The sequence below is a fragment of the Bifidobacterium thermacidophilum subsp. thermacidophilum DSM 15837 genome (assembly GCF_000426425.1).
In the GTDB taxonomy this organism is placed as follows: Bacteria; Actinomycetota; Actinomycetes; order Actinomycetales; family Bifidobacteriaceae; genus Bifidobacterium; species Bifidobacterium thermacidophilum.
The window spans coordinates 72621-95833 of sequence record NZ_AUFI01000006.1; the positions used below are offsets into that span (position 1 = coordinate 72621).

Annotated in this window: 17 protein-coding genes and 1 tRNA gene; 17 read left to right on the forward strand and 1 reads right to left on the reverse strand. The window is 62.2% G+C overall.

Going from position 1 to position 23213, the window contains the following annotated elements; all coding sequences use genetic code 11:
• The first annotated feature begins 207 nt into the window (after positions 1–207).
• From K315_RS0100730 to K315_RS0100760, 7 genes are all read left to right on the forward strand, one after another.
• Entirely contained in the window at positions 208–594 is a 387-nt protein-coding gene (locus K315_RS0100730) for a Rid family detoxifying hydrolase (protein ID WP_029575757.1), read from the forward strand.
• Between the two features lie 220 nt (positions 595–814).
• Positions 815–2260 (forward strand): amino acid permease, encoded by a 1446-nt coding sequence (locus tag K315_RS0100735; protein ID WP_044085674.1) that lies wholly within the window; start codon positions 815–817, stop codon positions 2258–2260.
• Between the two features lie 107 nt (positions 2261–2367).
• A complete protein-coding gene (argS, locus tag K315_RS0100740) occupies positions 2368–4164 on the forward strand; it encodes an arginine--tRNA ligase (protein WP_029575759.1) in 1797 nt (598 codons plus the stop codon).
• Between the two features lie 16 nt (positions 4165–4180).
• Complete coding sequence (locus K315_RS0100745) at positions 4181–5794, forward strand: diaminopimelate decarboxylase family protein (RefSeq protein WP_029575760.1); 1614 nt, start codon at positions 4181–4183, stop codon at positions 5792–5794.
• 238 nt (positions 5795–6032) lie between these two features.
• Positions 6033–7340, forward strand: a complete 1308-nt coding sequence (locus tag K315_RS0100750; protein WP_029575761.1) for a homoserine dehydrogenase — start codon at positions 6033–6035, stop codon at positions 7338–7340.
• A gap of 144 nt (positions 7341–7484) precedes the next feature.
• The gene (gene thrB / locus K315_RS0100755; protein ID WP_029575762.1) at positions 7485–8483 is read left to right on the forward strand and encodes a homoserine kinase; all 999 of its coding nucleotides are present in this window, start codon (positions 7485–7487) and stop codon (positions 8481–8483) included.
• Positions 8484–8619: 136 nt separating this feature from the next.
• Positions 8620–10095: a Maf family protein gene (locus K315_RS0100760; protein ID WP_029575763.1), complete on the forward strand. Its 1476-nt coding sequence runs from the start codon at positions 8620–8622 to the stop codon at positions 10093–10095.
• Positions 10096–10137: 42 nt separating this feature from the next.
• Here K315_RS0100760 and K315_RS0100765 read toward each other — a convergent pair whose 3' ends face one another.
• Positions 10138–11082, reverse strand: coding sequence for an AEC family transporter (locus K315_RS0100765; RefSeq protein WP_029575764.1), 945 nt, complete (start codon positions 11080–11082; stop codon positions 10138–10140).
• Between the two features lie 432 nt (positions 11083–11514).
• Here K315_RS0100765 and dapE point away from each other — a divergent pair, with 432 nt between their 5' ends.
• The 10 genes from dapE to nusG all read left to right on the forward strand — a co-directional run bounded on the left by dapE (position 11515) and on the right by nusG (position 22868).
• Complete coding sequence (gene dapE, locus K315_RS0100770; protein ID WP_420796733.1) at positions 11515–12672, forward strand: succinyl-diaminopimelate desuccinylase; 1158 nt, start codon at positions 11515–11517, stop codon at positions 12670–12672.
• Between the two features lie 428 nt (positions 12673–13100).
• Positions 13101–16064, forward strand: a complete 2964-nt coding sequence (locus K315_RS0100775) for an Rne/Rng family ribonuclease (RefSeq protein ID WP_029575766.1) — start codon at positions 13101–13103, stop codon at positions 16062–16064.
• Between the two features lie 166 nt (positions 16065–16230).
• Positions 16231–16539 carry a 50S ribosomal protein L21 gene (gene rplU / locus K315_RS0100780; RefSeq protein WP_015451052.1) on the forward strand — a complete coding sequence of 103 codons (309 nt, stop codon included), beginning with the start codon at positions 16231–16233 and terminating at the stop codon, positions 16537–16539.
• A gap of 30 nt (positions 16540–16569) precedes the next feature.
• Positions 16570–16821 carry a 50S ribosomal protein L27 gene (gene rpmA, locus K315_RS0100785; RefSeq protein ID WP_015451051.1) on the forward strand — a complete coding sequence of 84 codons (252 nt, stop codon included), beginning with the start codon at positions 16570–16572 and terminating at the stop codon, positions 16819–16821.
• A gap of 270 nt (positions 16822–17091) precedes the next feature.
• Positions 17092–18789: a GTPase ObgE gene (gene obgE / locus K315_RS0100790; RefSeq protein ID WP_029575767.1), complete on the forward strand. Its 1698-nt coding sequence runs from the start codon at positions 17092–17094 to the stop codon at positions 18787–18789.
• Positions 18789–19922: a glutamate 5-kinase gene (gene proB, locus K315_RS0100795; RefSeq protein ID WP_029575768.1), complete on the forward strand. Its 1134-nt coding sequence runs from the start codon at positions 18789–18791 to the stop codon at positions 19920–19922. Before obgE ends, proB begins: the two co-directional genes overlap by 1 nt.
• Positions 19923–20187: 265 nt before the next feature.
• On the forward strand, positions 20188–21393 hold the full coding sequence (locus tag K315_RS0100800) for a pyridoxal phosphate-dependent aminotransferase (protein WP_029575769.1): 1206 nt from the start codon (positions 20188–20190) through the stop codon (positions 21391–21393).
• A gap of 232 nt (positions 21394–21625) precedes the next feature.
• A tRNA-Trp gene (locus K315_RS0100805) sits at positions 21626–21701 on the forward strand.
• A 37-nt stretch (positions 21702–21738) separates the two neighbouring features.
• Entirely contained in the window at positions 21739–21963 is a 225-nt protein-coding gene (gene secE / locus K315_RS0100810) for a preprotein translocase subunit SecE (protein ID WP_015451047.1), read from the forward strand.
• A 26-nt stretch (positions 21964–21989) separates the two neighbouring features.
• Positions 21990–22868, forward strand: a complete 879-nt coding sequence (gene nusG, locus K315_RS0100815) for a transcription termination/antitermination protein NusG (protein WP_029575770.1) — start codon at positions 21990–21992, stop codon at positions 22866–22868.
• Positions 22869–23213 lie beyond the last annotated feature (345 nt).

Sequence of the window (23213 nt, forward strand, 5' to 3'; positions counted from 1 at the left end):
CGGCGGATCGGCGGGGCGGGCGGAATCGGGATATCAGGGGGTGAAACGGTGACGTTCCCGGCGATCGCGCCGAGAGTACACTGAGCGCCAACGGTCCGGTTCTGCCATGGAACACCCGTGGTCAGGCTGTGTGACAACGCGACCAGACCGTGCCGCCCGGCAATCGCCCGGCGTGCTTCACGACATGTCACAGGGAAGGCAATCCACATGAGCGAACTGATCAAGGTCACATCCGAACATGCTCCGGCCGCGCTTGGTGCATACAGCCAAGCCGTCAAGGCGAACGGCTTCGTCTTCGCCTCCGGGCAGCTTGGGCTCGATCCAGCCACTGGGAAACTTGCGGGTGAAACGGCGGGCGAACAGGCCGCACAGGCGTTGAAGAACATTGCCAATGTGCTTGAAGCCGCGGGAACCGATACCGCGCATGTGGTGCGTGCCACCATCTATATGAAGCATGTCGAGGATTTCCATGAGATCGATGCCGCCTACGCCGCGGTGTTCAACGGCGACATCAAGCCGGCGCGTGTGGCGTTCGGCGGCAATGATCTGCCTGCCGGGGCGCTGGTGGAAATCGACGCCATCGCCGCGCTGTAACACGTCGTGGTCATCACACGCCGTTGAGGTGTTCGGGCGTTCTCCCGCCCGGACGCTACGGTGGTGGCGTTGAGCACCGGACATGATAGGGGACGGCGGACGAGTATGGATATCGTCCGCCGCATTCGCCAGAACACCGTAAACAGGAGCATCAGGCAGAACTGTGACAACCAAACGTGAACCCGCATTGCGACACACCGTAGACGAATCTGTCCATACGATGGATGCGCCGGAGCATGCCGGTCGGAGCGGTTCTCCCGCCCAAGACACCCAGCTTGAACGCAATATGCAATCACGCCATCTGACGATGATTTCGCTCGGCGGGGTCATCGGCACCGGCCTGTTCCTCAGCTCCGGGTACACAATCCACCAGGCGGGGCCGCTTGGTGCCATCCTCGCGTACCTCATCGGTTCGGTGTTGGTCTACTGTGTGATGCTTTCACTGGGTGAACTCTCGGTCGCTATGCCATACGCCGGCAGCTTCCACTTGTACGCACGCCGGTTCATCGGGCCGGGCACCGCGTTCACCATCGCTATCCTGTACTGGCTCAACTGGGCGGTGGCGCTCGCCTCGGAATTCACGGCGGCCGGACTGCTCATGCAGCGGTGGTTCCCGCACTCGCCCGCATGGGTGTGGAGCGCCCTGTTCATCCTTGTGGTGTTCACACTGAATATCCTGTCCGTGAGACTCTACGGCGAATCGGAATTCTGGTTTGCCAGCATCAAGGTGTTCGCCATCGTTGCGTTCATCGTCATCGGATTGCTGGCGATGTTCGGCATCATCCCAATCAAGGGGTACAGCCATGCCCCATTGTTCTCGAACTATTACCGTTCCGGCTGGTTCCCCAACGGGGTCCTGCCGGTGTTCTCCACGCTGCTGACCGTCGTGTTCGCTTTCTCCGGCACTGAAGTCGTCGGCGTCGCCGCGGGGGAGACCAAAGACCCTGATACGGCGATTCCGAAAGCCGTGCACACCACGGTGTTGCGCCTGGCGATTTTCTTTATCGGTTCAATCGCCGTGATGGCGGCGCTCATCCCGTGGAAACAGTCGGGCGTGGGTACCAGCCCGTTCGTGTTGGTGTTCCAGAGCATCGGCATGCCATTCGCTGGCGACGTCATGAACTTCGTCGTGTTGACCGCGGTGCTGTCCGCCGCGAACTCCGGACTGTACGTCTGCTCGCGCATGGTGTGGTCGCTCGCCAAGGAACGGATGATTCCGCAGGTCCTCGCGAAAACGAATTTCCATGGGGTCCCGGTTTTCGCCGTCTTGGTCAGTCTCGCAGGTGGTCTGCTTGCCCTGCTGTCTAGCGTGGTCGCCGCTTCGACGGTCTATCTTGCCCTCGTGGCGATTTCCGGTTTGGCGACTTTAGTCGTCTGGATGTCGGTGGCGGTGTGCCATATCCTCTTTCGCCGCGAACTCAAGCGTTCCGGCAAAACCGTGGATTCGCTCGCCTACCATGCCCCCGGCTACCCGGCAGTGCCGATTATCGCGATAGTCATGTGCCTGTTTGCGTTGGTCCTGGTGGTCGCCGACCCGTCGCAACGCTCCACGCTGCTGTACATGATTCCCTTCATCGCCCTGTGCTATGGCGTGTACTATCTGCGGGCGCGCCTGACGCGCGGTAGCGACCGGCACGACGAGGAAAACATTCCGGACGTCGTCTGAGAGCCCGGCCTGTCGATTGTCCGCGATGGCCACGCTCACATGTGCGATGACGATGGTTGCGGCGGTTGCAGCGGCACTTGGCCAACGCCCTCGCTAGACTTTGAAGAATGAATCCAGAAGCGCTCAGTGAACTCATTTCCCATATTGCCCATGATCTGGTCGCCGCCGGTGAAGCTGGCAGCCTGACCGAAGATCTCATCCCGCCGGTCGAGAAATTCGCGGTCATGCGCCCCAAGGACCGCAGCCACGGCGACTGGGCGTCGAACGCTGCCATGCAACTGGCCAAGAAGGTGGGTGTGAAGCCGCGCGATCTGGCCCAGCTGTTCGCCGCGCGCCTGCAATCGGCAGACGGCATTGCCACCGTCGAGGTCGCCGGCCCCGGCTTCATCAACATCACGCTCGATTCCGCATCCGCCGCGGCGATTGTGGACGCCGTCCTCGCACAGGGCGCGCAGTTTGGACGCAACGACCACCTGTCCGGCCAGACGCTCAACCTTGAATTCGTCTCCGCGAACCCCACCGGCCCGATCCATATCGGCGGCACCCGTTGGGCGGCAGTCGGCGACTCTATGGCCCGCGTGCTCGAAGCTAACGGAGCCAAAGTCATTCGTGAATACTATTTCAACGACCACGGTGAGCAGATCAACCGCTTCGCCAAGTCCTTGGTCGCCGCGGCCCACGGCGAACAAACCCCCGCCGACGGGTACAAGGGCGCCTATATCGACGAAATCGCCCAGCGTGTGATCGAAGAGGCGAAAGCCGATGGCGTGGATATCCTCGCCCTGCCGCGTGTCGACGGCGGCAAGAACGAAGACGGCGAGCCGCTCGGCGAAGGCGATTCTGAACAGCGCGAGGAGTTCCGCAAGCGCGCAGTCCCGATGATGTTCGCTGAAATCCAGGAATCCATGAAGAACTTCCGCGTGCATTTCGACGTGTGGTTCCACGAAAACAGCTTGTATCAGGACGGCGAGGTCGAGCGCGCGATCGCCAAGCTGCGCGAACAGGGCGACATCTTCGAAAAAGATGGCGCAACCTGGTTCGCCTCCACCAAGCACGGCGATGACAAGGATCGCGTCATCATCAAATCCGACGGCAACTACGCGTATTTCGCAGCCGACATCGCCTACTACTACAACAAGCGTCACCGCAAGACCGACCCGGCTGACGTGGCCATCTATATGCTGGGCGCCGACCATCACGGCTATATCGGCCGTATGATGGCCATGTGCGCGGCTTTCGGCGACAAGCCTGGCGTCAACATGCAGATCCTCATCGGCCAGCTGGTCAACGTGATGAAGGACGGCAAGGCCGTGCGCATGTCCAAGCGCGCCGGCAACGTCGTCACCATCGATGATCTGGTCGATGCAATCGGCGTGGACGCCTCCCGTTATTCGCTCGCCCGTACCGATTACAACACGAGCGTGGACATCGACCTCAACCTCCTGGCCTCCCACAGCAACGACAACCCGGTGTACTACGTGCAGTACGCGCATGCCCGCAGCTGCAATGTGGACCGTAACGCGGCCGAGGCACAGATCGACCCGACCACCGCCGACCTCGCTCTGCTGGACACCGAAACCGACGGCGAAGTGCTCGCCGCGCTCGCCCAGTGGCCTGCCACGCTCGCCCAAGCCGGCGATTTGCGTGCCCCGCACCGCATCGCCCACTATCTCGAGGAACTCGCCGCCGCATACCACAAGTGGTATAACGTCGAACGCGTCGTACCGATGCCGCTGACCGACCTCGAAGAGCGCAAACCCGAAGCTGAACGCGAAGCGCTGCGCGTCGCCAAGAGCCCCGAACCGGCACGCGCCGCCGCGCGTCTGAAGCTCAACGACGCCGTCCGTACCGTCATCGCCGCAGGCCTTGATCTGCTGGGTGTCAACGCACCGGAGAAGATGTGATATGACTGAATCCAACATGCCAACCACGCCAACTGCAGGACTGGGTCAGGTATGGCCGGCAGGCTGCTCAATCGACAGTGACGGCGCCCTGACTTTCCACGGCCGCAGCGCGCAATCCCTGCTCGACGAGTTCGGCTCGCCGCTGTACGTGATGGACACCGATGACATCGATGCCCGCGCGCATCACTTCGTTCATGCGGCCGCCACCGCGTTCTCCAACGCCACAACCCACGTGAGCTTCGCCGCCAAGGCGTTCATGTCCAAGGAAGTGCTGCGACTGGTGACGAACGCCGGCATGCTGGTCGACACTTGCACGATGGGCGAGATGCGCATCGCGCTCGCTGCGGGTGTTCCCGGGCGTCGTCTCGTGCTTCACGGCAACAACAAGTCGGACGAGGAAATCGAACTCGCCATCCGCGAGGGCTTCGCGAAGATTGTGGTCGACGCCCCGGACGAACCCGCGCGCATCGCGCGCATCGCCCATCGCTTGGGCAAAACCGCACGCGTCATGCTGCGCGTCACCACTGGCATCCACGCCGGCGGCCACGAATACATCTCCACCGCGCACGAGGACCAGAAATTCGGTATGTCCCTGCTGCCTGCCGGCACCGATCCGTCCGCGCTTAAGGTACTCGACGACCTGATCGCACAGGAGAACGAACACACGCCAAGCCGCGCGGACGCCACAGCGCACGCCGGCCAGGACACCCATACGGTGGGACACAGCGGGCAACGAGATCTGCAATACGATATGCGCTCGCCCTACGACCTCGACGCATCCGGCATCAGCAAGCGGGACGCCGCGCTTGCCGAAGCCATGGACCTGGTCGCCCGCGGTCCTGCGCTCGCTGTACTGAAGGATCTGTACCGGTATCCCGGCGATCTGGAACTCGTCGGCATCCATTCGCATATCGGTTCGCAGATCCACGACGCGAACGCGTTCATCGAGGCGGCCAAGCGCATGATGCTGCTGCGCAAGACCTTCTATGCGACCGACGCCTACACGCTGCCGGAAGTCGATTTGGGCGGCGGGTATTCGGTGGCGTACACCGAAGGCGAGGATTCGATGGACATCGACCTGGAGCTGGGGCGTCTCGCTTCGGCGGTCACCGCCATCAACCGTGCGCTCGGCATGCCCATGCCGGTCATCTCCTTCGAGCCGGGACGCTGGATTGTCGCCCCGACCTGCGTGACCCTGTACCGCGTCGGCGCCATCAAGCACGTCGGTTTGCCCGAAGGCACCACAGCGAAGGACGGCTCGCCGATTAACGAACGCACCTACGTGTCGGTGGACGGCGGCATGAGTGACAACATCCGCCCGGCGTTGTACGACGCGGATTACACGGCTCGCGTGGCCAACCGGCGGGGGAGCGCCGACACCATGCTGTCGCGCGTGGTCGGCATCCACTGCGAATCCGGCGACATCCTCGTGCACGAATGCCAGTTGCCGGCGGACCTCAAGCGTGGCGACATTCTCGCCGTCCCCGTGACTGGCGCGTATGGCAGAACGATGGCCAGCAACTACAACCAGGCGCTGTTCTCCGCGGTGGTGGCGGTCAGCTCGTCCGGGGCGCATGTGATGCTTCGCCGCCAGACCATCGACGATCTGCTCGGCTACGATCTGGGCTGACATCGGATCGTCATCGGGAGCGTATGAGGGCCGCATCGACCGTGGAGGTCGGCGCGGCCCTCGTTGTAATCGCGGTTCGTGAATGGTGTCCGGCTGCGGTGTGATCCACAGGTCGCATGGCACGCATATTCGGCGAAACGTCAGCTTGTCCCGGTACCATGGGCAAGGATGATGACGACGCATCGCGGCCCCGCCGGCATCTGGTGCAGTGGCTGCGAGCTCACGGGAAGGATCCACTGTGGTACAAGACAATCAAGCCCCCATTCGCATTGCGTTGCTTGGCGCGGGAACCGTCGGCTCGCAGACCGCGCGTCTGCTGGTTGAGCAGCATGACGAGCTGGTCCACCGCATCGGCCGCGACTATAGGATCGTCGGCATCGCCACGCTTGACCCGGTCAACGACCCGTGGATCGACCAGTCCCTGCTCACCCGTGATACTGCGGAGCTGTGCACCCGCGCCGATATCGTCATCGAACTGATTGGCGGCATCGAGCCGGCACGCACATTCGTGCTCAAAGCCATCGAATCCGGCGCTTCGGTCGTAACCGCCAATAAGGCGCTGCTCGCCAAGCACGGCCAGGAAATCTACAAGGCCGCACGGGAGCACGGCGTCGACATCTTCTTCGAAGCCGCGGTCGGCGGGGCAATCCCGATTGTGCGCCCTCTGCGCGAATCCTTCGCAGGTGACAAGATCAACAGCATGCTGGGCATCGTCAACGGCACCACGAACTACATCCTCGACGAGATGACCACCAAGGGCCTCGACTTCGACGTGGCGTTGCATCAGGCACAGGAGAAGGGTTACGCCGAGGCGGACCCGACCGGTGACATCGAAGGCTATGACGCCGCGAACAAGGCCGCCATCATGGCGACGCTTGCATTCCACACCCAGGTCGGCATCGACGACGTGTCCGTCGAGGGCATCACCAAGATCACCGCGGCCGATATCGCCGCCGCGACCGCCGAGCACAAGGTCATCAAGCTGCTCGCCGTCGTCGAGCACAATGAAGCCGGTGTGTCCGCACGCGTCTACCCAGCCCTCATCAATGAAAACCATCCGCTCGCCTCTGTGCATGGCAGCTTCAACGCCGTGTTCATCAAGGCGAAGGAAGCCGACGACATCATGCTGTACGGCCGTGGCGCAGGCGGCGCGCCTACCGCTTCCGCCGTTGTCGGCGACGTGGTGATGGCCGCGCGCAACATCGTGTCCGGCACCACCGCGACTGGTATCCAGACGTACAACATCCTGCCGCTTGCCCCGGCGGATGCGTCCAAGGCCGCATTCGCCGTGCGTTTCCTCATCCACGACAAGCCGGGCGTGCTCGCTTCGATCGCCGAGGAATTCGCGAACCACGGCATCTCCATCAACGGCGTGAACCAGGACCTCCAGCCCACCCAGCATGATCCGGGCTATTCGGGCGAGCTGCAGCAGCTGCGCATCGTCACCCATCTGTGCGACGAGGTCACGCTGCGCAAGACGGTGGACGCCGTATGCAAGCTCGAATGCGTCTCCGGCGAGCCGTCCATCCTGCGCGTGCTCGACTGAACCGAAGCCGCGCAATCCGCGGCGCCGATGCCGGCTGATCGTGACTTCACGGCGGCCGGCATCCGGGACTTACCGCAACCAACGCACAACCGACAATCGGCGGAACAGTCGGCACGCATGCCCACTGCCCGCGGAAGGATGACCATGATCCCCGTAGCCAAGCAAGTCCATGTCCAGGTACCGGCGACCAGCGCGAATCTGGGTTCCGGATTCGACGCCATCGGCCTGGCGCTCAACTATTACGACGAGCTGACCTTCACATTGAAGGACGATACCAACGACCATAGCGTCACCGTGCTCATCGACGGCGAGGGGGAAGACACGCTGCCGCGCGACGAAACGAATCTCGTGGTCTCCACCTTCCGTAAAGCGTGCAACACGCTTGGATTGGAAAGGCTCGGTTTCACGCTTGAAGCGCATAATCGCATTCCGCAGGCGCGAGGCATGGGGTCATCCGCCGAGGCGATTGTAGCCGGCATCTCCGCCGCCGCGGCATTCGCCCAAGAAGGCGACCTCAATCGTGACGCGGTCTTTGAGCTGGCCGCCACCATTGAAGGTCATCCCGACAACGTTGCCCCGGCCGTGTACGGCGGTTTGACGGTGTCTTGGGATTACCAGACACCGGAAGGCGTCGGCTCCACCCGCGTGCCGGGCGGTGAGCCGCTCTCCGGCGGATTCCATACCGTGAACTATCCGGTCAGCGAGAACATCCACGCTTCTGTGTTCGTGCCGGACTACGAACTGTCCACTGAAAAGGCACGTCAGGCGCTGCCTGCATCCGTGCCCTACCGTGACGCGGTGTTCAACGTGTCCCGCGTCGGCCTGCTGCCGGGGGCCATGAATCCTGGTGTGCTTCACGGCAGCCTTGACGCGAACGCCGTTTTGTTCAGCGCCACCCAGGATCGCCTTCATCAGCCGTACCGCAAGGATCTTATGGCCCCCTCGTGGGAGCTGATTGAGTCGTTGCGCGACCACGGCTATGCCGCGGCGGTGTCCGGAGCAGGTCCGTGCGTGCTGGTGTTACATGATGGCGACGCCCGTGCCGACATCGAACGGATTGCCGGCGACCAGCTGGCTTCCGGGCATTGGCGCGTACTGCATCTGACGGTCAACACCACTGGAGTGACTGTTCGGCGCAGCTAATCTGGCATCGCGCCCAACGCCGTGTCCGGCCTGTCGTGGCATACACCAGTCACGACGGCAGAACGGCGGATGTGTTTGGGGAATACGTGCACACTTGGAGGCGGCTTCGGCGCCATTCGAATCGGAGGTATGAACAATGACGATATCGATCATTCTGGCTTCCCAATCCAAGCCCCGACGTGACGTGCTGTACGCCGCCGGGATCTGCCCGACCATCAAGGTCTCGCATGTTGACGAGCCTGCCGCGTTGGAACAGGCTGCCAGCAAGCTCAGCGTGCCCGTCGAGCGGCTTGATGTCGGCCATCGTGTCGCTATCCTCGCCCGTGCAAAGGCGAATGCGGTCTACGAAGCGTACCGAGCGGTCGCTGACACGTCAAAGGCGGCAAGAGGCGAGCGCGTAATCGCTTACCCGCTTGAAGCCGAAGAGGTGCGCGCGCAACGTCGTACAGATGAAGAACTCTCCGCTGACGCAACCGAAGCCCCTGCCGCATCAGGATCATCTGACGCGGGTACGGGACAACCTGCTTCGGTGGCCTCAAGCGCCATCACCCGCGATTTTTCCGGTATCACCCCGCCTACTCGTGTCGAGCCGATTGACACGCCGGTCAATGGCAGTGAGGGGCTGAACGGTTCCGGCCCCGGCCCGTTGATTGTCGGTTGTGATTCGATGTTCCTGTTCGATGGTGAATGCTATGGCAAGCCGCATGACGAAGCCACTGCACGGGAACGCCTCCGCCGCATGCGCGGGCGCAGCGGGGAGCTGTGGACCGGTCATTGCGTCATCGATTTCGCCACTGGCCGGACGGTACAGGATGCGAGCCGTGCGGTCGTGTATTTCGGCGATTACACCGATGAGGACATTGAACGCTACATCGCCACCGGCGAGCCACTTGAGGTAGCCGGGTCGTTCACGTTGGAGGGTTTTGGCGGCGCGTTCATCGACCGGATCGATGGCGACCCGCATGGTGTCATCGGCATCAGCTTGCCGTTGCTGCGTCGTCTCGTCAGCAAACTTGATATCAGCTGGACGGATCTGTGGAATGTCAAGCCGCACGCCCCGAATCCGGAAGAACTTGATCAGCATCCCGACAGCACCCCGCCTCCGGTGGAGAACGTGCACCAGCCCGGTGACGGTTGGGTTTCCTGCGCATGCGGACGCCGGCATTGGGGTACGCACGGTGCCGCGGGAATCCTGCTCGCTCGGCGGGATGCCACGGGCGAGGTCACGCACGTGGCCATGCAACATCGCGCCAAGTGGAGCGCGGAAGGCGGCACTTGGGGCATTCCGGGCGGCGCAATCGCCGACAATGAAACACCGATCGAAGGGGCGTTGCGCGAGAGCTTCGAAGAAGCGAACATCACTCCGCAAGATATCGAGGTGGTCGGCTCTTACCGCGAGGACCATGGCCCGTGGGCGTACACCACGGTGTTCGCCTTCGAAAAGCCCGGTCATGAGGTGCATCTGCGGGCGAACGACGATGAAAGCATGGAAATCGCCTGGATTCCGATTGACGAAGTGACCGACCGTAAACTCCTGACCGCGATGCGCACCGACTGGCAACGCTTCTCAGACCGTCTGCGCATCCTGTCCGCCGCCAACCAGGGCCGCTGACACCACTCCCACAGGAACTTGGGCTTAGGGTCGCAACAGGGTTCAGGACAGCAGCGCGGCCACGATTGCGATGAAGATCGGGCTGGTCAGCGTACTGAGCAGGATGCCGTCGCGCGCGAAGGTGAGTCCCACGTTGTACCGCGCCGCATAGTTGTACACGTTCTGGCCAGTTGGCAGGGCCGCGAGCACCACGCACGCGTACAGGGTCGCGCCGCGGAAGCCCATCACGTAGTACGACAGCAGGAACGCGATAATCGGCATGACGATATTCTTCAGCACTGCGACGGTGACGGTCGCCGGCACATCGCTCTTGTTCTGCATCGGCTTGGTGCCATGCAACGACATGCCGAAAGCCATGAGGATCATCGGCACCGCGGATTCGCCGATCATATTGATTGGGTCGTAGATGAAGTCAGGGATGATGAAATGCCCGGTTTTCGCGGTGATCGCCGAGACGATGATGCCACCGAGCGACCCGATGAGCAGCGGCTGGTGCAACGGCTGCGACAGAATGCGTTTCATGGACACCTCGCCCTTGGTGGTCACATCCAGCACGGTCAGTGCCACCGGGGTGAAAATCGCCTGCTGCATGACCAGAATCGGAGCGACCAGTGCGGGATTTCCGAGAATGTATGTGGCGATCGGCAGGCCGATATTGTTCGAGTTGAGGTAGAGCGAGTTGAGCGCGCCGATGGTCGCGTCCGCGGCCTTCATGTGGAAGAACAGCCGGTTGAGGATCAGGAACACCAGTCCGACCAGCATGGCTGAGAAGAACGCCACGAAAATCGAGGAGTGGAAAATCGCGAAAATCTTCTCTTTGGACAGGATTGCGAACATCAGGCAGGGGCTGGAAATGAAGAAGCTGAACCTGTTGAGCACCATCTGCGCGCTCGACCCGCCGATCTGCATGCGGGCGGCCACATACCCGACTGCGATCACGATGCCGATCACGCAGAATCCTTCCATGGCGCTCAGTAAACCTGGCATTCCCACCTCTCCTCGTCTTGATGTTTGTCCCGTCCGATGCTCCAAGCCTTGCGGCCAGCATGTCCGCTATCCGGACACGGTTGCGATACCGGTTCCGCGTTTCGCATGGTAAGCGTCATCGGCGACGATGGCCTTCTGGCGTGCGTCTCGACTCCAGTATCCGTCTTTGCGGTGTGGCGCGCGTCCATGGTCTCGTATCACGGGCATCGCCGGCAGGACACCCCGTAAACGCACTGAAAAACGGGAATCTGAGACATTCCGTGCGGGTATCCATGACCTTTGCGATGATGAGATATGACGAAATAGGCGGGTATTGGCGGTGGCGTGGGTTGCGAGGCGCGCATGCCGGTCTTCCCGATTGGCCTTCCCTGATTGACGGAGGATGATATGACAATGACGGATAACGGTGGAAACGACAGCGAAACCGAGCGAATGCGTACCGAAATCGAGCGGATGTTCACTGATATCATGAACCGGTATTCCGTCAGCGACGACGAAGGCCCGTTGGCTGACGAGGTCGAGGCGTTCCTGTCCCGCCAACCGCATCTGACGGTGCGGCGGCATGGCGATACCATGGTCGCGTCCACGAATCTGGGCCGGGAGCGTCGGGTGGTCCTCGCCGGGCATCTGGACACGGTCCCGGTAATCAACAATTTCCCGCCGCGCTGGCTGGAACCGGGCGATCCGCTGATCCGCGAGGACATCGCCGCCGCATACCCTGGCGAACGAGTGATGTGGGGGCGGGGTGCCACCGATATGAAAGCCTCGGATGCGGTGATGCTGTATCTCGCGGCGAATCTGAAGAATCCGAAATACGATCTCACCTTTGTGTTCTACGACCATGAAGAAGTCGCGGCGGAGAAGAACGGTTTGCGCAAGGTCGCAGAAAGCCATCCTGATTGGATTCAGGGCGATTTTGCGGTGATCGGCGAGCCGACGGATTGCGGCATCGAAGGCGGCTGCAACGGAACCATCCGTTTCGATGTGATCACGCACGGCGTGGCGGCGCATTCGGCCCGCGCCTGGATGGGCTCGAACGCCATCCATAAGGCGGCACCGATCCTCAATACGCTTAACGCGTACGAGCCGCACGACGTGACCGTGGACGGGCTGACATATCGCGAAGGCGTCAACGCAACGCTGATTTCCGGCGGCAAAGGCACGAACGTCATCCCCGATGAATGCCGTGTCCATGTCAATTACCGTTTCGCGCCCGACAAGACGATTGCACAGGCGAAGGCGCTAATGATGGGCGCGGACGCGGGCGCCGAGCTGGGCAACGGCGAGCATGTGGCGACCGGCGGCATGTTTGCGGGCTTCGGTATCGAGATGAAGGACGAGTCGCCGAGCGCGCGCCCCGGTATGGACGATCCGCTCGCCGCCTCGCTCGCCGCGTTGGTCAAGGAGCGTACTGGCCGCGATCCACAGGCGAAGCTTGGGTGGACTGATGTCGCACGCTTCGCTCAGCTCGGTGTCCCGGCGGTCAATTTCGGGGCCGGCAGTCCGTTGCTCGCCCATAAGCATGATGAGCAGGTTGCAGCCAGCGAATTGACGCGTATGGCATCCATCTTGCTGGATTGGCTGGCGTAGTCCTCGATTCCAGCACGAGTTCCGTGCATTCCCCGAGTAGGCACCGAGTAGGCACCGCGAAATACCTGCACAATCTCGGTGTGTGCTCAGCGCAATCCTGGCGTATTCACGCGTGGTCAGGGCATAATCGCCGCAAGCACGAACAATACTGCCGATTTTTCGACTTGTGCGCGAGCTTCGCATTTTTTGTGCCATACTTGAGTGTGACGGTTCTGCAACAGCCGTCATGCGTTTGATGGCGTCGATTCCCTCGCAATCCGGCTATGGTGGCCAATGCGAGCGCCGGTGTCCGCCGTCGCGCAGCTAGACTTTTGTATGTATTGCCCCGTATGGGCGCGAATGGTGCGCGGCCGCGGTGAGAGCGCGGTGTGACCACTGTGCGGGGCCGGGAAAAGGCGATATGGCTGCAGCATATCGCGAGGAGCATTGTGCCCAGAACAGAAGAACAGGGCTTTGCGGACGATTCGAATGAATCCCGCGAAGCGCAGCAGCAGACCAACACGACCCCAGCATCGGCACAGCATCAGGCGGCTTCGTCTGAGACGTTCTCGGCCCCGGTTCGCCGGCGTCGCGGAGGCCGTCGTGTCGTGCGTGGCGCAGGGGCCGCAGGCGCGGACCTTGCGCTGAAGGTTGAGGAGCACCCCAAGCCGTTGTTCGAAGAGCCGGCGATTGATCCGACTCCTGTGCGCGACACTGCGTCTGCGGACAACGCAACGGAAGATACTGAAACGGACGGGGAACAGCATGCGCCGCACCGTGGCCGCCGCCGGATTTCCCGCGCGGCAGGGTCGCAGGGCACCTCAACGAGGTCCCGCCGTCGTACCCGTATCGCTGCCGATGATGAGCCGTCCGCGCAGCCTGTCGCAGATACTGCCGCTCTGGGCGGCCATGGCGTAGCCGACACGGAAACTCCGGATGAGCGTGTCCAAGATGCGCTTGATTCCCTCTCCCACGAGCATGGGGATGCAGCGCCGTCCGCCACCCGGACGCATCGCCGTTCCAAGCCGATGACATCCCTGCTCTTCCAGGAGCCGGTGCTGCCGTCGCGTCAGTCTTCCGAGGCATCCGCCTCCGACGCCGATGACATGGAATCCGAAGATGATTCCGACCATCGTGATGCGCGTGATGGGCGTGACGAACGTAACGAGGAACGCGAACCTCGCCGCACTCGCCGTAGCCGCTCGCGTCGTGGTCGCGGCCGCGGTGAAGATGATGTGGAACGTGATGGCGAACGCTCCAATCAGAGTGCGAATTCGCGTGACAGCCGTGACAGCAGCGACGAGTCCGCCGCCGACGATCGGGAAGAAGACGAACCTCGTCGCGGCCGACGTTCCCGCCGATTGAATGCACAGGAGCGTCGTGCCGCCGCCGAGGTCGAACAGATTGAAGAAGACCTCGAATACGACGACATCGCCTATACCCCGATCGCCGAAGTGATGTCCGGTAATCGGAACGCCGACGGCTCACGCAAGGACGACCATGCCGATGACGATGAGGACGCTCAGGACACCCGCACCCGTCGCCGTCGCCGCCGGTCGTCCCGCGAGGAGTCCGAGGACGACAACGAGCAGATCCTCGAGGTGCGCCACCGCCACCGTGACGAGGACGAGGATACAACAGTCACCCGTCGCCGTCGTCGCCGTCGTTCAGGTAAGGGCGTGGAGGAAAGCGAAGAGCCAGTCCGCCGTTCCCGCAAGCAGCAATACATCGACGAAATCACCGATGTCGAAGGCTCCACCCGTCTCGAGGCCAAAAAGCAGCGTCGCCGCGACAACCGTCGTGAGCGCAGCCGCCAGAACCAGATCATGGAGCAGGACTTCCTCGCCCGCCGCGAGCATGTCGACCGGCTCATGGTTGTGCGCGAACGCGGCCACCATACGCAGATCTCGGTGATCGAGGACAACGTGCTGGTTGAGCATTACGTCTCCGACATCCAGGAGGTCGCCACCGTCGGCAACATCTATCTCGGCCGCGTGCAGAACGTGCTGCCGAGCATGGAGGCGGCGTTCGTGAATATCGGCCAGCCGCGTAACGGCGTCTTGTACGCCGGCGAGGTCAACTGGGACACCACGCGTCTTGAAGGCCAGCCGCGCCGCATCGAGCTCGCCTTCAAGTCAGGCGACCCGGTGCTCGTGCAAGTCACCAAGGACCCGATCGGTCACAAGGGTGCGCGTCTGACCTCGCAGGTCACGCTCGCAGGCCGTTTCCTTGTCCTCGTACCGTCCGGCGGCATGACGGGCGTCAGCCGCAAGCTGCCTGACCGTGAGCGTGCTCGCCTGAAGTCCATCGTTTCGAAGATCGCTCCGAAGGATATGGGTGTGATCATCCGTACCGCAGCTGAAGGCGCTTCCGAGGAGGCCATTGAGAAGGATCTCGAGGCGTTGCGCCGGCAGTGGGACAAGATTTGCGAGAAGCGCGACCTGTATCTGCACGGCAAGCGTCCGAAGCTGCTGCAGGGTGAGCCGGATGTCGCCATCCGGGTGGTGCGTGACATCTTCAACGACGATTTCTCCCAGATGATCGTCGAGGGCGACCGCGTGTACGAGCGGATCGAGGAATATCTCGACACGATGGCCCCGGACCTGCGCGACAAGCTGGTCAAGTGGGATCCCGAGGAGCATGGCGGCAAGGACGTGTTCGACAAGTGGCAGATTGATTCCCAGCTGCGCAAGGGCATGGAACGTCAGGTATACCTGCCGTCCGGCGGTTCAATCGTCATCGACCGCACCGAGGCAATGACCACGATCGACGTGAACACGGGCCGGTTCATCGGTAAGGGCAAGAGCCTGGAGGAAACCGTCACCAGGTGCAATCTCGAGGCGTCCGAGGAAATCGCCCGCCAGCTGCGTCTGCGTGACATCGGCGGCATGATCATGATCGACTATGTCGACATGGTGATGCCTGCGAACCGTGACTTGGTACTGCGCCGCTTGGTCGAGTGCCTGGCGCGTGACCGTACCAAGCATCAGGTCGCCGAGGTCACTTCGCTCGGTTTGGTGCAAATGACGCGCAAGCGCATCGGCCAGGGCTTGGTCGAGGCTTTCTCGGAGGAGTGTCCGACGTGCAAGGGCCGCGGCTTCATCATCCATGACGAGCCGACGGTCAGTGCCGAGTATGACGATCCGTACGCGATGAAGGGCGGCGATCCGTTCGTCAAGACGAACAAGCACGGCCATGACACTCCCGAGGTACAAGCGCCGAAGGGCTCGAGCCCGGCGGTCAAGGCGAAACTTGCACAGATCGCCGCGGCGGCGGTCGCAGCGAACAACGCCGAGAACGCCGAGAACGCCGAGAACGCAGAACGCGCCGAGCACAATGCCGCCTCACAGGCTGATGACTCGGCAGACGCGGCAGTCGATGCCGGCAATACGGACGGTGCCATCGAACGGTGACTGACGGCCTTCGGGCACCGATACGAGACCGGTGTCCGAAGGCTGACACGCGTTGTTTCATCGACTTGACGGATGTATGCGGGTCGGTGTAGTTTTGATAGTTGGTGTCTGGCCGGAGGCTCGAACGCGCTGGACAGTAAGCTTTCCACAACATAAGGAACGGAATATGTACGCGATTGTGAAGGCCGGTGGCCATCAGGAAAAGGTCGAGGTCGGTGACGTCATCCTGGTCAACCGTCTCGATGCAAAGCAGGGCGATACCGTGGAGTTCCCGGTCGCGCTCGTAGTCGACGGCTCCAAGGTCACCCTTGCCGCCAAGGACCTTGCCAAGGTCTCCGTGAAGGGCGAAGTCGTTAACGACGAAGCCAAGGGCCCGAAGATCAACATCATGAAGTACAAGAACAAGACTGGCGTGACCCGTCGCAAGGGCCATCGTCAGAAGCTCAGCCTCGTCAAGATCACCGAGATCGCCTGAGCGTTCTTGAGGACCGAAAGGAATTAGATCATGGCACATAAGAAGGGCGCTTCCAGCTCACGTAACGGGCGCGATTCGCAGCCTCAATACCTCGGTGTGAAGAAGTTCGGCGGCGAGTCCGTGCTCGCTGGCAACATCCTCGTCCGTCAGCGCGGCACAAAGTTCCATCCCGGCGAGAACGTCGGCATGGGCAAGGACCACACCCTGTTCGCCCTCAAGGACGGTAGCGTGAAGTTCGGTGTTCGTCGTGACCGTAAGGTCGTCGACGTCGTCACCGCCTGACGCATCAATACCTGAAGCCGCGCCCGTTGTCGGACGCGGCTTTTTTATTGCCCAGTGCTGCTCGCGGTGCTGTTTTCGGGGTGACTTCCGGCGCGGCTTGTGACGCGCCTGTTCCAGTGCGTCGCGTCGTGACGGTGGTCCCGTATCGCTGCGGGCTCAGTCTTAGGGCGCATCGCGCATGATATCGCGGTATGGCGGTATCGTTGATTATCCATGAATTCCCGTCCGTCTTGTGCGTTCACCGGCGGTCGGACGACGTAAGGTGACACTATGGCAGATTTTGTTGATCGGGTGACCGTCCATGTCAAGGGCGGCGACGGGGGCAACGGCTCCGCAGGCATCAGGCGCGAGAAATACAAGCCGCTTGCCGGCCCCAACGGCGGCAATGGCGGCGACGGCGGTTCCGTCATCTTCGTGGCGGATGAGAACGCGAACAGCCTGCTGGATTACCGGTTCATTCCCCACCGCACAGCCGACAGCGGCACCATGGGCTTGGGAGATACGAAAGATGGTTCGAAAGGCAAGGACCTGATCCTGCCGGTACCGGTCGGTACGATGATTTTCACCGCGAAAGGTGCCAAGGGCCAGACGAAGCGCCCCGGCGAACTGCTTGCGGATCTGCGACATGTGGGTGACCGGTTCGTCGCCGCTGCGGGCGGTGCGGGCGGGCTCGGCAATGCCGCGCTGGCGAACCGTACGCGTCGCGCTCCGGGCTTCGCCTTGCTTGGTGAGCCGGGTGAGGAACGCGATGTCGTCCTCGAGCTCAAGTCAATTGCGGACGTCGCGCTCGTTGGCTTCCCCTCGGCGGGCAAATCCAGCTTGGTCGCGGCAATGAGCGCCGCCAAGCCGAAAATCGCCGATTATCCGTTCACCACGCTGGTGCCGAATCTCGGCGTGGTCATGGCTGGCGATTACCGGTACACCATCGCGGATGTGCCGGGTCTGATCCCGGGCGCCTCCGAAGGCAAGGGGCTTGGCTTGGAGTTCCTGCGCCATATCGAGCGTACAGAAATCATCGTGCATGTGATCGATTGCGCGACCCTCGAACCTGACCGCGACCCGGTGTCCGACTACCACGCGCTCGAACATGAGCTCGCCCAGTACGCGGACAAGCTGGAGCTGCCGGTGGGTGCGATTCCGATTCCCGATCGTCCGCGCATCATCGTGCTCAACAAGGTCGATGTGCCTGAAGCCAAGGAACTTGCGGATTTTGTGCGTCCCGAATTCGAGAAGATGGGGTTGCGCGTGTTCGAGGTGTCCACCGCCTCGCACGCCGGCCTCAAAGAACTCGGGTATGCCCTCGGCGAGCTGGTCACCCAGATGCGCAAGGAGGTTGCGCGCCGCGAGCAGGAGCAGGAGGACGAGCGCGTCGTCATCAAGCCGCTCGAACGCAAGGGTCGCAGACGCCCTGCTGCGGCCGCTGAGGCTGATTTCAAAGTCGAACGCGAAACGAACCGCAACGGCGACGTGTGGTACACCGTCACCGGCACCAAACCGGAACGTTGGGTCGTCCAAACGAACTTTGACAATGACGAAGCCGTCGGCTATCTCGCCGATCGGCTGGCCAAGCTTGGTGTCGAGGACGAGCTGCGGCGCCAAGGCGCGCATGCGGGCGACGAGGTGCGTATCGGGCGGGGCGACCGCGCGGTCGCCTTTGACTGGGATCCGACCATCGCGGCGGGTGCCGAGATGCTGGACGGCTCGCAACTGGGTTCGCGCGGCAAGGATCTGCGTCTCGAGGCGAATGATCCGCGTGCCCAGCGCCGTACGAATGCGGAACGCCGGCGCGAATACCACGAGATGATGGATGCCCGCGCGGCCGTGCGCGAGGCGATGATGGCGGAACGCAAAGCCGGCCATTGGGCCGATTCGAGCGTGGACGACGACCGCCATGACCGCGAAAGCCTGTTCGGACGTGGCGAGGACGGCGACGACCAGGAGCAGGACAGCGAGGAAGCCGGGGAGTAATGGCACAGCCCACGCATGAGAGAGTCAGACGGTCCATCGCGCAAGCGCAGACTATTGTGGTCAAGGTCGGTTCCAGTTCGCTGACCAAGCCTTCGGGGCATCTTGACCCGGCGAAACTGGACGCGCTGGTCGCGGCACTCGCATGCGCGCGGTTGCAAGGGGCGCGCATCGTCCTCGTGTCATCGGGCGCTATCGCTGCCGGATTCGGGCCGCTCGGCTTCGAACGTCGGCCGGCCGATATCGCGACGCAGCAGGCGTGCGCATCCGTCGGCCAGGGACTGCTCATGGCCCGGTATGAGGTGTCGTTCAGCCGTTTCGGCATCCGGGTTGGCCAAATCCTCATCACCGCGGAGGACACGATCAGGGCGACGCAATACCACAACGCGCAGCGCACCTTGGATCGTCTGCTTGATTTGGGCGTCGTGCCGGTCGTCAACGAGAACGATGCCCTGGCGAATAACGAAATCCGGTTCGGTGACAACGACCGCCTGTCCGCGCTGGTGGCGAATATCGTGCGCGCGGACGCCCTCGTGCTGCTCACTGACGTGGACGCTTTGTATACCGCGCCCCCGAGCCAACCCGGTTCGAAGAAAATCGACTTCGTACCCGATGTTGAGCGCGCGCTCAATGAGGTCGAAGTCGCGGGCAGCTCCTCCGGCGTCGGTACCGGAGGCATGGTCACCAAGTTGGAAGCCGCCCATATGGCCGCGGTCTCTGGCATTCCCGCGGTGCTCACCTGCGCTGCGAATGCAGGTCCGGCCTTGATGGGCGACCCGGTGGGTACGGCGTTCGCGCCCATCAAGCGGCGTGGTTCGTCGAGGCGGTTGTGGATCAAATTCGCGTCGCATCCGCGTGGCGTGCTTGTCGTGGACACGGGAGCCGCACAAGCCGTGCGTGCCGGCCGTGCGAGCCTGCTGAGCGCCGGCGTTCTCGAGGTGCGCGGCGATTTTTCCGCAGGCGACCCGATCTGGATCGACGACGAGTCCGGCAAGCATATTGCCAAGGGGCTCTCCGGCTACGATTCCGAGGAAATCCCGCGCATGCTGGGGCGCAACACCGCGCAGCTGCGGCGTTTCTTCGGCGACGAGTACGCGCATCCGCTTGTGCATCGCGATAATCTCGTTCTTGTGTAATCTACGGAATTTGTGGGATTTGCGCGATTTGTGGGATTCGCACGAATCGTCATCATATGCTTCGCGCGATTGGAGTGGCGGCGTGACTGCCATTTCGTGACTGCCATTTCGTGACTGTCGTTTCGTGATTTCATGCTGTGTCTGGCATATGGCGGCGTCCCGTTGGCGGCGGCCATACCGCGACCGTGCCGTTTGCGCCGTACGAGTGCGTGTCGCGGCAGCGGGACGGTTTTCGCCCGTAGCGATTACAGTAGAAGCCATGACTATGGCTGACTGGCAGAACCTGAGCGACCGTGTCAACAATGTCGCCCCCAGCGCGACCCTCGCTGTCGATTCGAAGGCGAAGGCGATGAAGGCGCAGGGCATCGACATCGTGGCCTACGGTGCGGGCGAGCCGAATTTCCCCACCCCTGATTACATCGTCGACGCCGCGGCGGCTGCATGCCGTGACCCGAAGAACCACCGCTACACTCCGACGGCCGGTCTGCCCGAGCTGCGTGAGGCGATCGCGCGCAAGACGCTGCGCGATTCCGGCTACGAGGTCTCGCCTGACCAAGTCGTGGTCACCAACGGCGGCAAACAGTCTGTGTACGAGGTATTCCAGCTGCTGCTCAATCCCGGTGACGAAGTCATCATCCCCGCCCCGTATTGGACCAGCTATCCTGAGGTCGTCAAGCTCGCCGGCGGCAAGCCGGTTCCGGTGTTCTCCGGCGCCGAGCAGGGCTTCGAACCGGATATCGACAAAATCGAAGCGGCGCGTACTGATCGCACCAAGGCAATCATCATCACCTCACCGTCCAACCCGACCGGCGCCGTGTGGAGCCGCGAAACCATCAAGGCAATCGGCGAGTGGGCCGTGGAACACCACGTGTGGGTCGTTTCCGATGAAATCTACGAACACCTCAACTATGACGGCGTGAAGACCGCTTATGTCGGCGCCGAGGTGCCCGAAGTGCGCAACCAGCTACTCGTGCTTAACGGCGTGGCGAAGACGTATGCGATGACCGGCTGGCGCGTCGGCTGGACCGTTGCCCCACTCGAGGTCGCCAAGGCGCAGACCAAGCTGCAAAGCCATATGACGTCGAATGTCGCCAATGTCTCCCAGCGTGCCGCGCTCGCCGCCGTCGCCGGCGACCTGTCCGCCGTGGCCGCGATGCGTGAGGCCTTCGACAAGCGCCGTCGCGCCATCGTCGCCGCCCTCAACGAGATTCCGGGCGTGCATTGCCCGATGCCGACCGGCGCGTTCTATGCGTTCGCGAATATCGAGGAACTGCTCGGCAAGCCGCTGGGCGCCAACGGTTCGGTTGCCCATACGTCGCAGGAATTCGGCGCGCTGCTGCTTGACGAAGGCCATGTCGCCGCGGTTCCGGGCGAGGCCTTCGGCGCTCCCGGCTACCTGCGCTTCTCCTATGCGCTTTCCGACGAGGATCTGGCCAAGGGCATGCGCTACTTCAAGGAGTGGATTGGCTGATTCCCGGTAGGGGGTGCGGTGCCCGGTCACGGCGTGGGTCGTGGCCGGGCATCTGTCGTTTACACCGATGCTGCAGTTGCGTCGGTGCCCGCGCCATTTCGACACTCCGATTTTCGGCGGTATGACGCGTGTGGCGGAACTCGATTGGACTAAATCGCGAGTACCCGCTAAGATGACCTCTTGGCGGTTTTGCTCAGTCCCGTCGTTTCGATAGAATGAGCGGAGTTCACCTAGGGATGTGGCGCAATTGGTAGCGCAACGGTCTCCAAAACCGTAGGTTGTGGGTTCGAGTCCCGCCGTCCCTGCCAGTCTTTTGGATATTCAGTAGCCGAGCGAAGGATGGAAATGGCCAAGGCACGTACAGACAAGCCGCGTAAGCCCAATATTTTCATGCGGATCGGCTTGTATATCAAGCAGACGTTCAATGAGCTGCGCAAGGTTGTGACCCCTACCGGCAAAGAGCTGTTCTCTTGGTCGTTCGCGGTTTTCGTGTTTGTGCTGGTGCTGATGGCCCTGGTCACTGCCATGGACTTTGGCTTGGGCAAGCTCGTGTTGCTCGTTTTCGGCTGATCCGTACACACGAAGGTTAAGTAAGCATGGATGATGAAGTGAATCTCGAGAATCTGGATTCGTTGCCAGACGTGGTATCCGATGAGGATGCAGCGAACGGTGATATTCCTGCGGCCCAGCAGCAGGTGGCGTCGGAAGCTGACGCCCAGCCCGCCGCGGACGACGCCCAGAGCGCCGAGCCGGAGCAGACCGAGCAAGCCGCTGGCGATGCCGAGGCGACGGATGCTGCCGAAGCATCCGAAGGCGAGTCCGATCAGACGCAAGCCAAGGAAGACGAACCGGCTGAGGATGCCGGCACCAAGGCTGTCCAAGAGTTCTCCAAGAGCCTTCGCACACTCGACGGCAAGTGGTACGTGCTGCATACGTACTCCGGCTATGAAAAGCGCGTGAAGACCAACATCGAATCCCGTGTACAGAGCTTCGGTCTCGAGGACCAGATCTTCCAGGTGGAAGTGCCGATGGAAGAGGTCGAGAAGCACACCGAAAAGGGCAAGAAGGTCATCACCCGCGTCCGCGTGCCTGGCTATGTGCTGATTCGTATGTGGCCGGATGAGGACGCCCGGCGTATCGTGCGTGAAACCGAGGGCGTGACTGGCTTCGTCGGTCCGACCAAGGATCCGGCACCGCTGTCGCGCGAGGAGGTCGTGCAGATGATGGCGCCGATGATTGCTTCCGAAGCGCTGAAGGCGGCAGGAGACAAGCCCGCTGCCGCGAAGAAGCGCAAGCTCGAAGTCTCCTATGCGGTTGGCGATCAGGTCACCGTCACCGACGGTCCGTTCGTGACCATGCCGGCTGTGGTTTCCGACGTCGAGCCGACCACGCAGAAGCTCACCGTGCTCGTGTCCATCTTCGGTCGTGACACGCCTGTGGAGCTGGGCTTCGGACAGGTCGAGAAGATCGACTGAATCCGAACAATCCGTACGTATTCAATGGCGGCGGCACCTCATCGGGTGCCGCCGCCATTGTCATTGTGCTCGGCATATCCAATCTGGTTACGCTGGGTGGGGGCTGAGCGTAGCTGGTTTGAGGGGAGGGGAATTCCGGGTGGAGATTGTCACGGCGCAGTCGGTGTCTTCGTGCCGCACCGCATCATGGACATGGCGACACTGATGTTGTCGAGACGAACGAGCATAATGGTGATGTTTGTGTCTGGAGGGGAGACCCGCTAGCACAGCACAGCAATGAACGTTGCGGGAGGAGACCGCGCCTCGCGCGTGGCGACCGTAACCACCGCTTCACAGAAAGAAGAA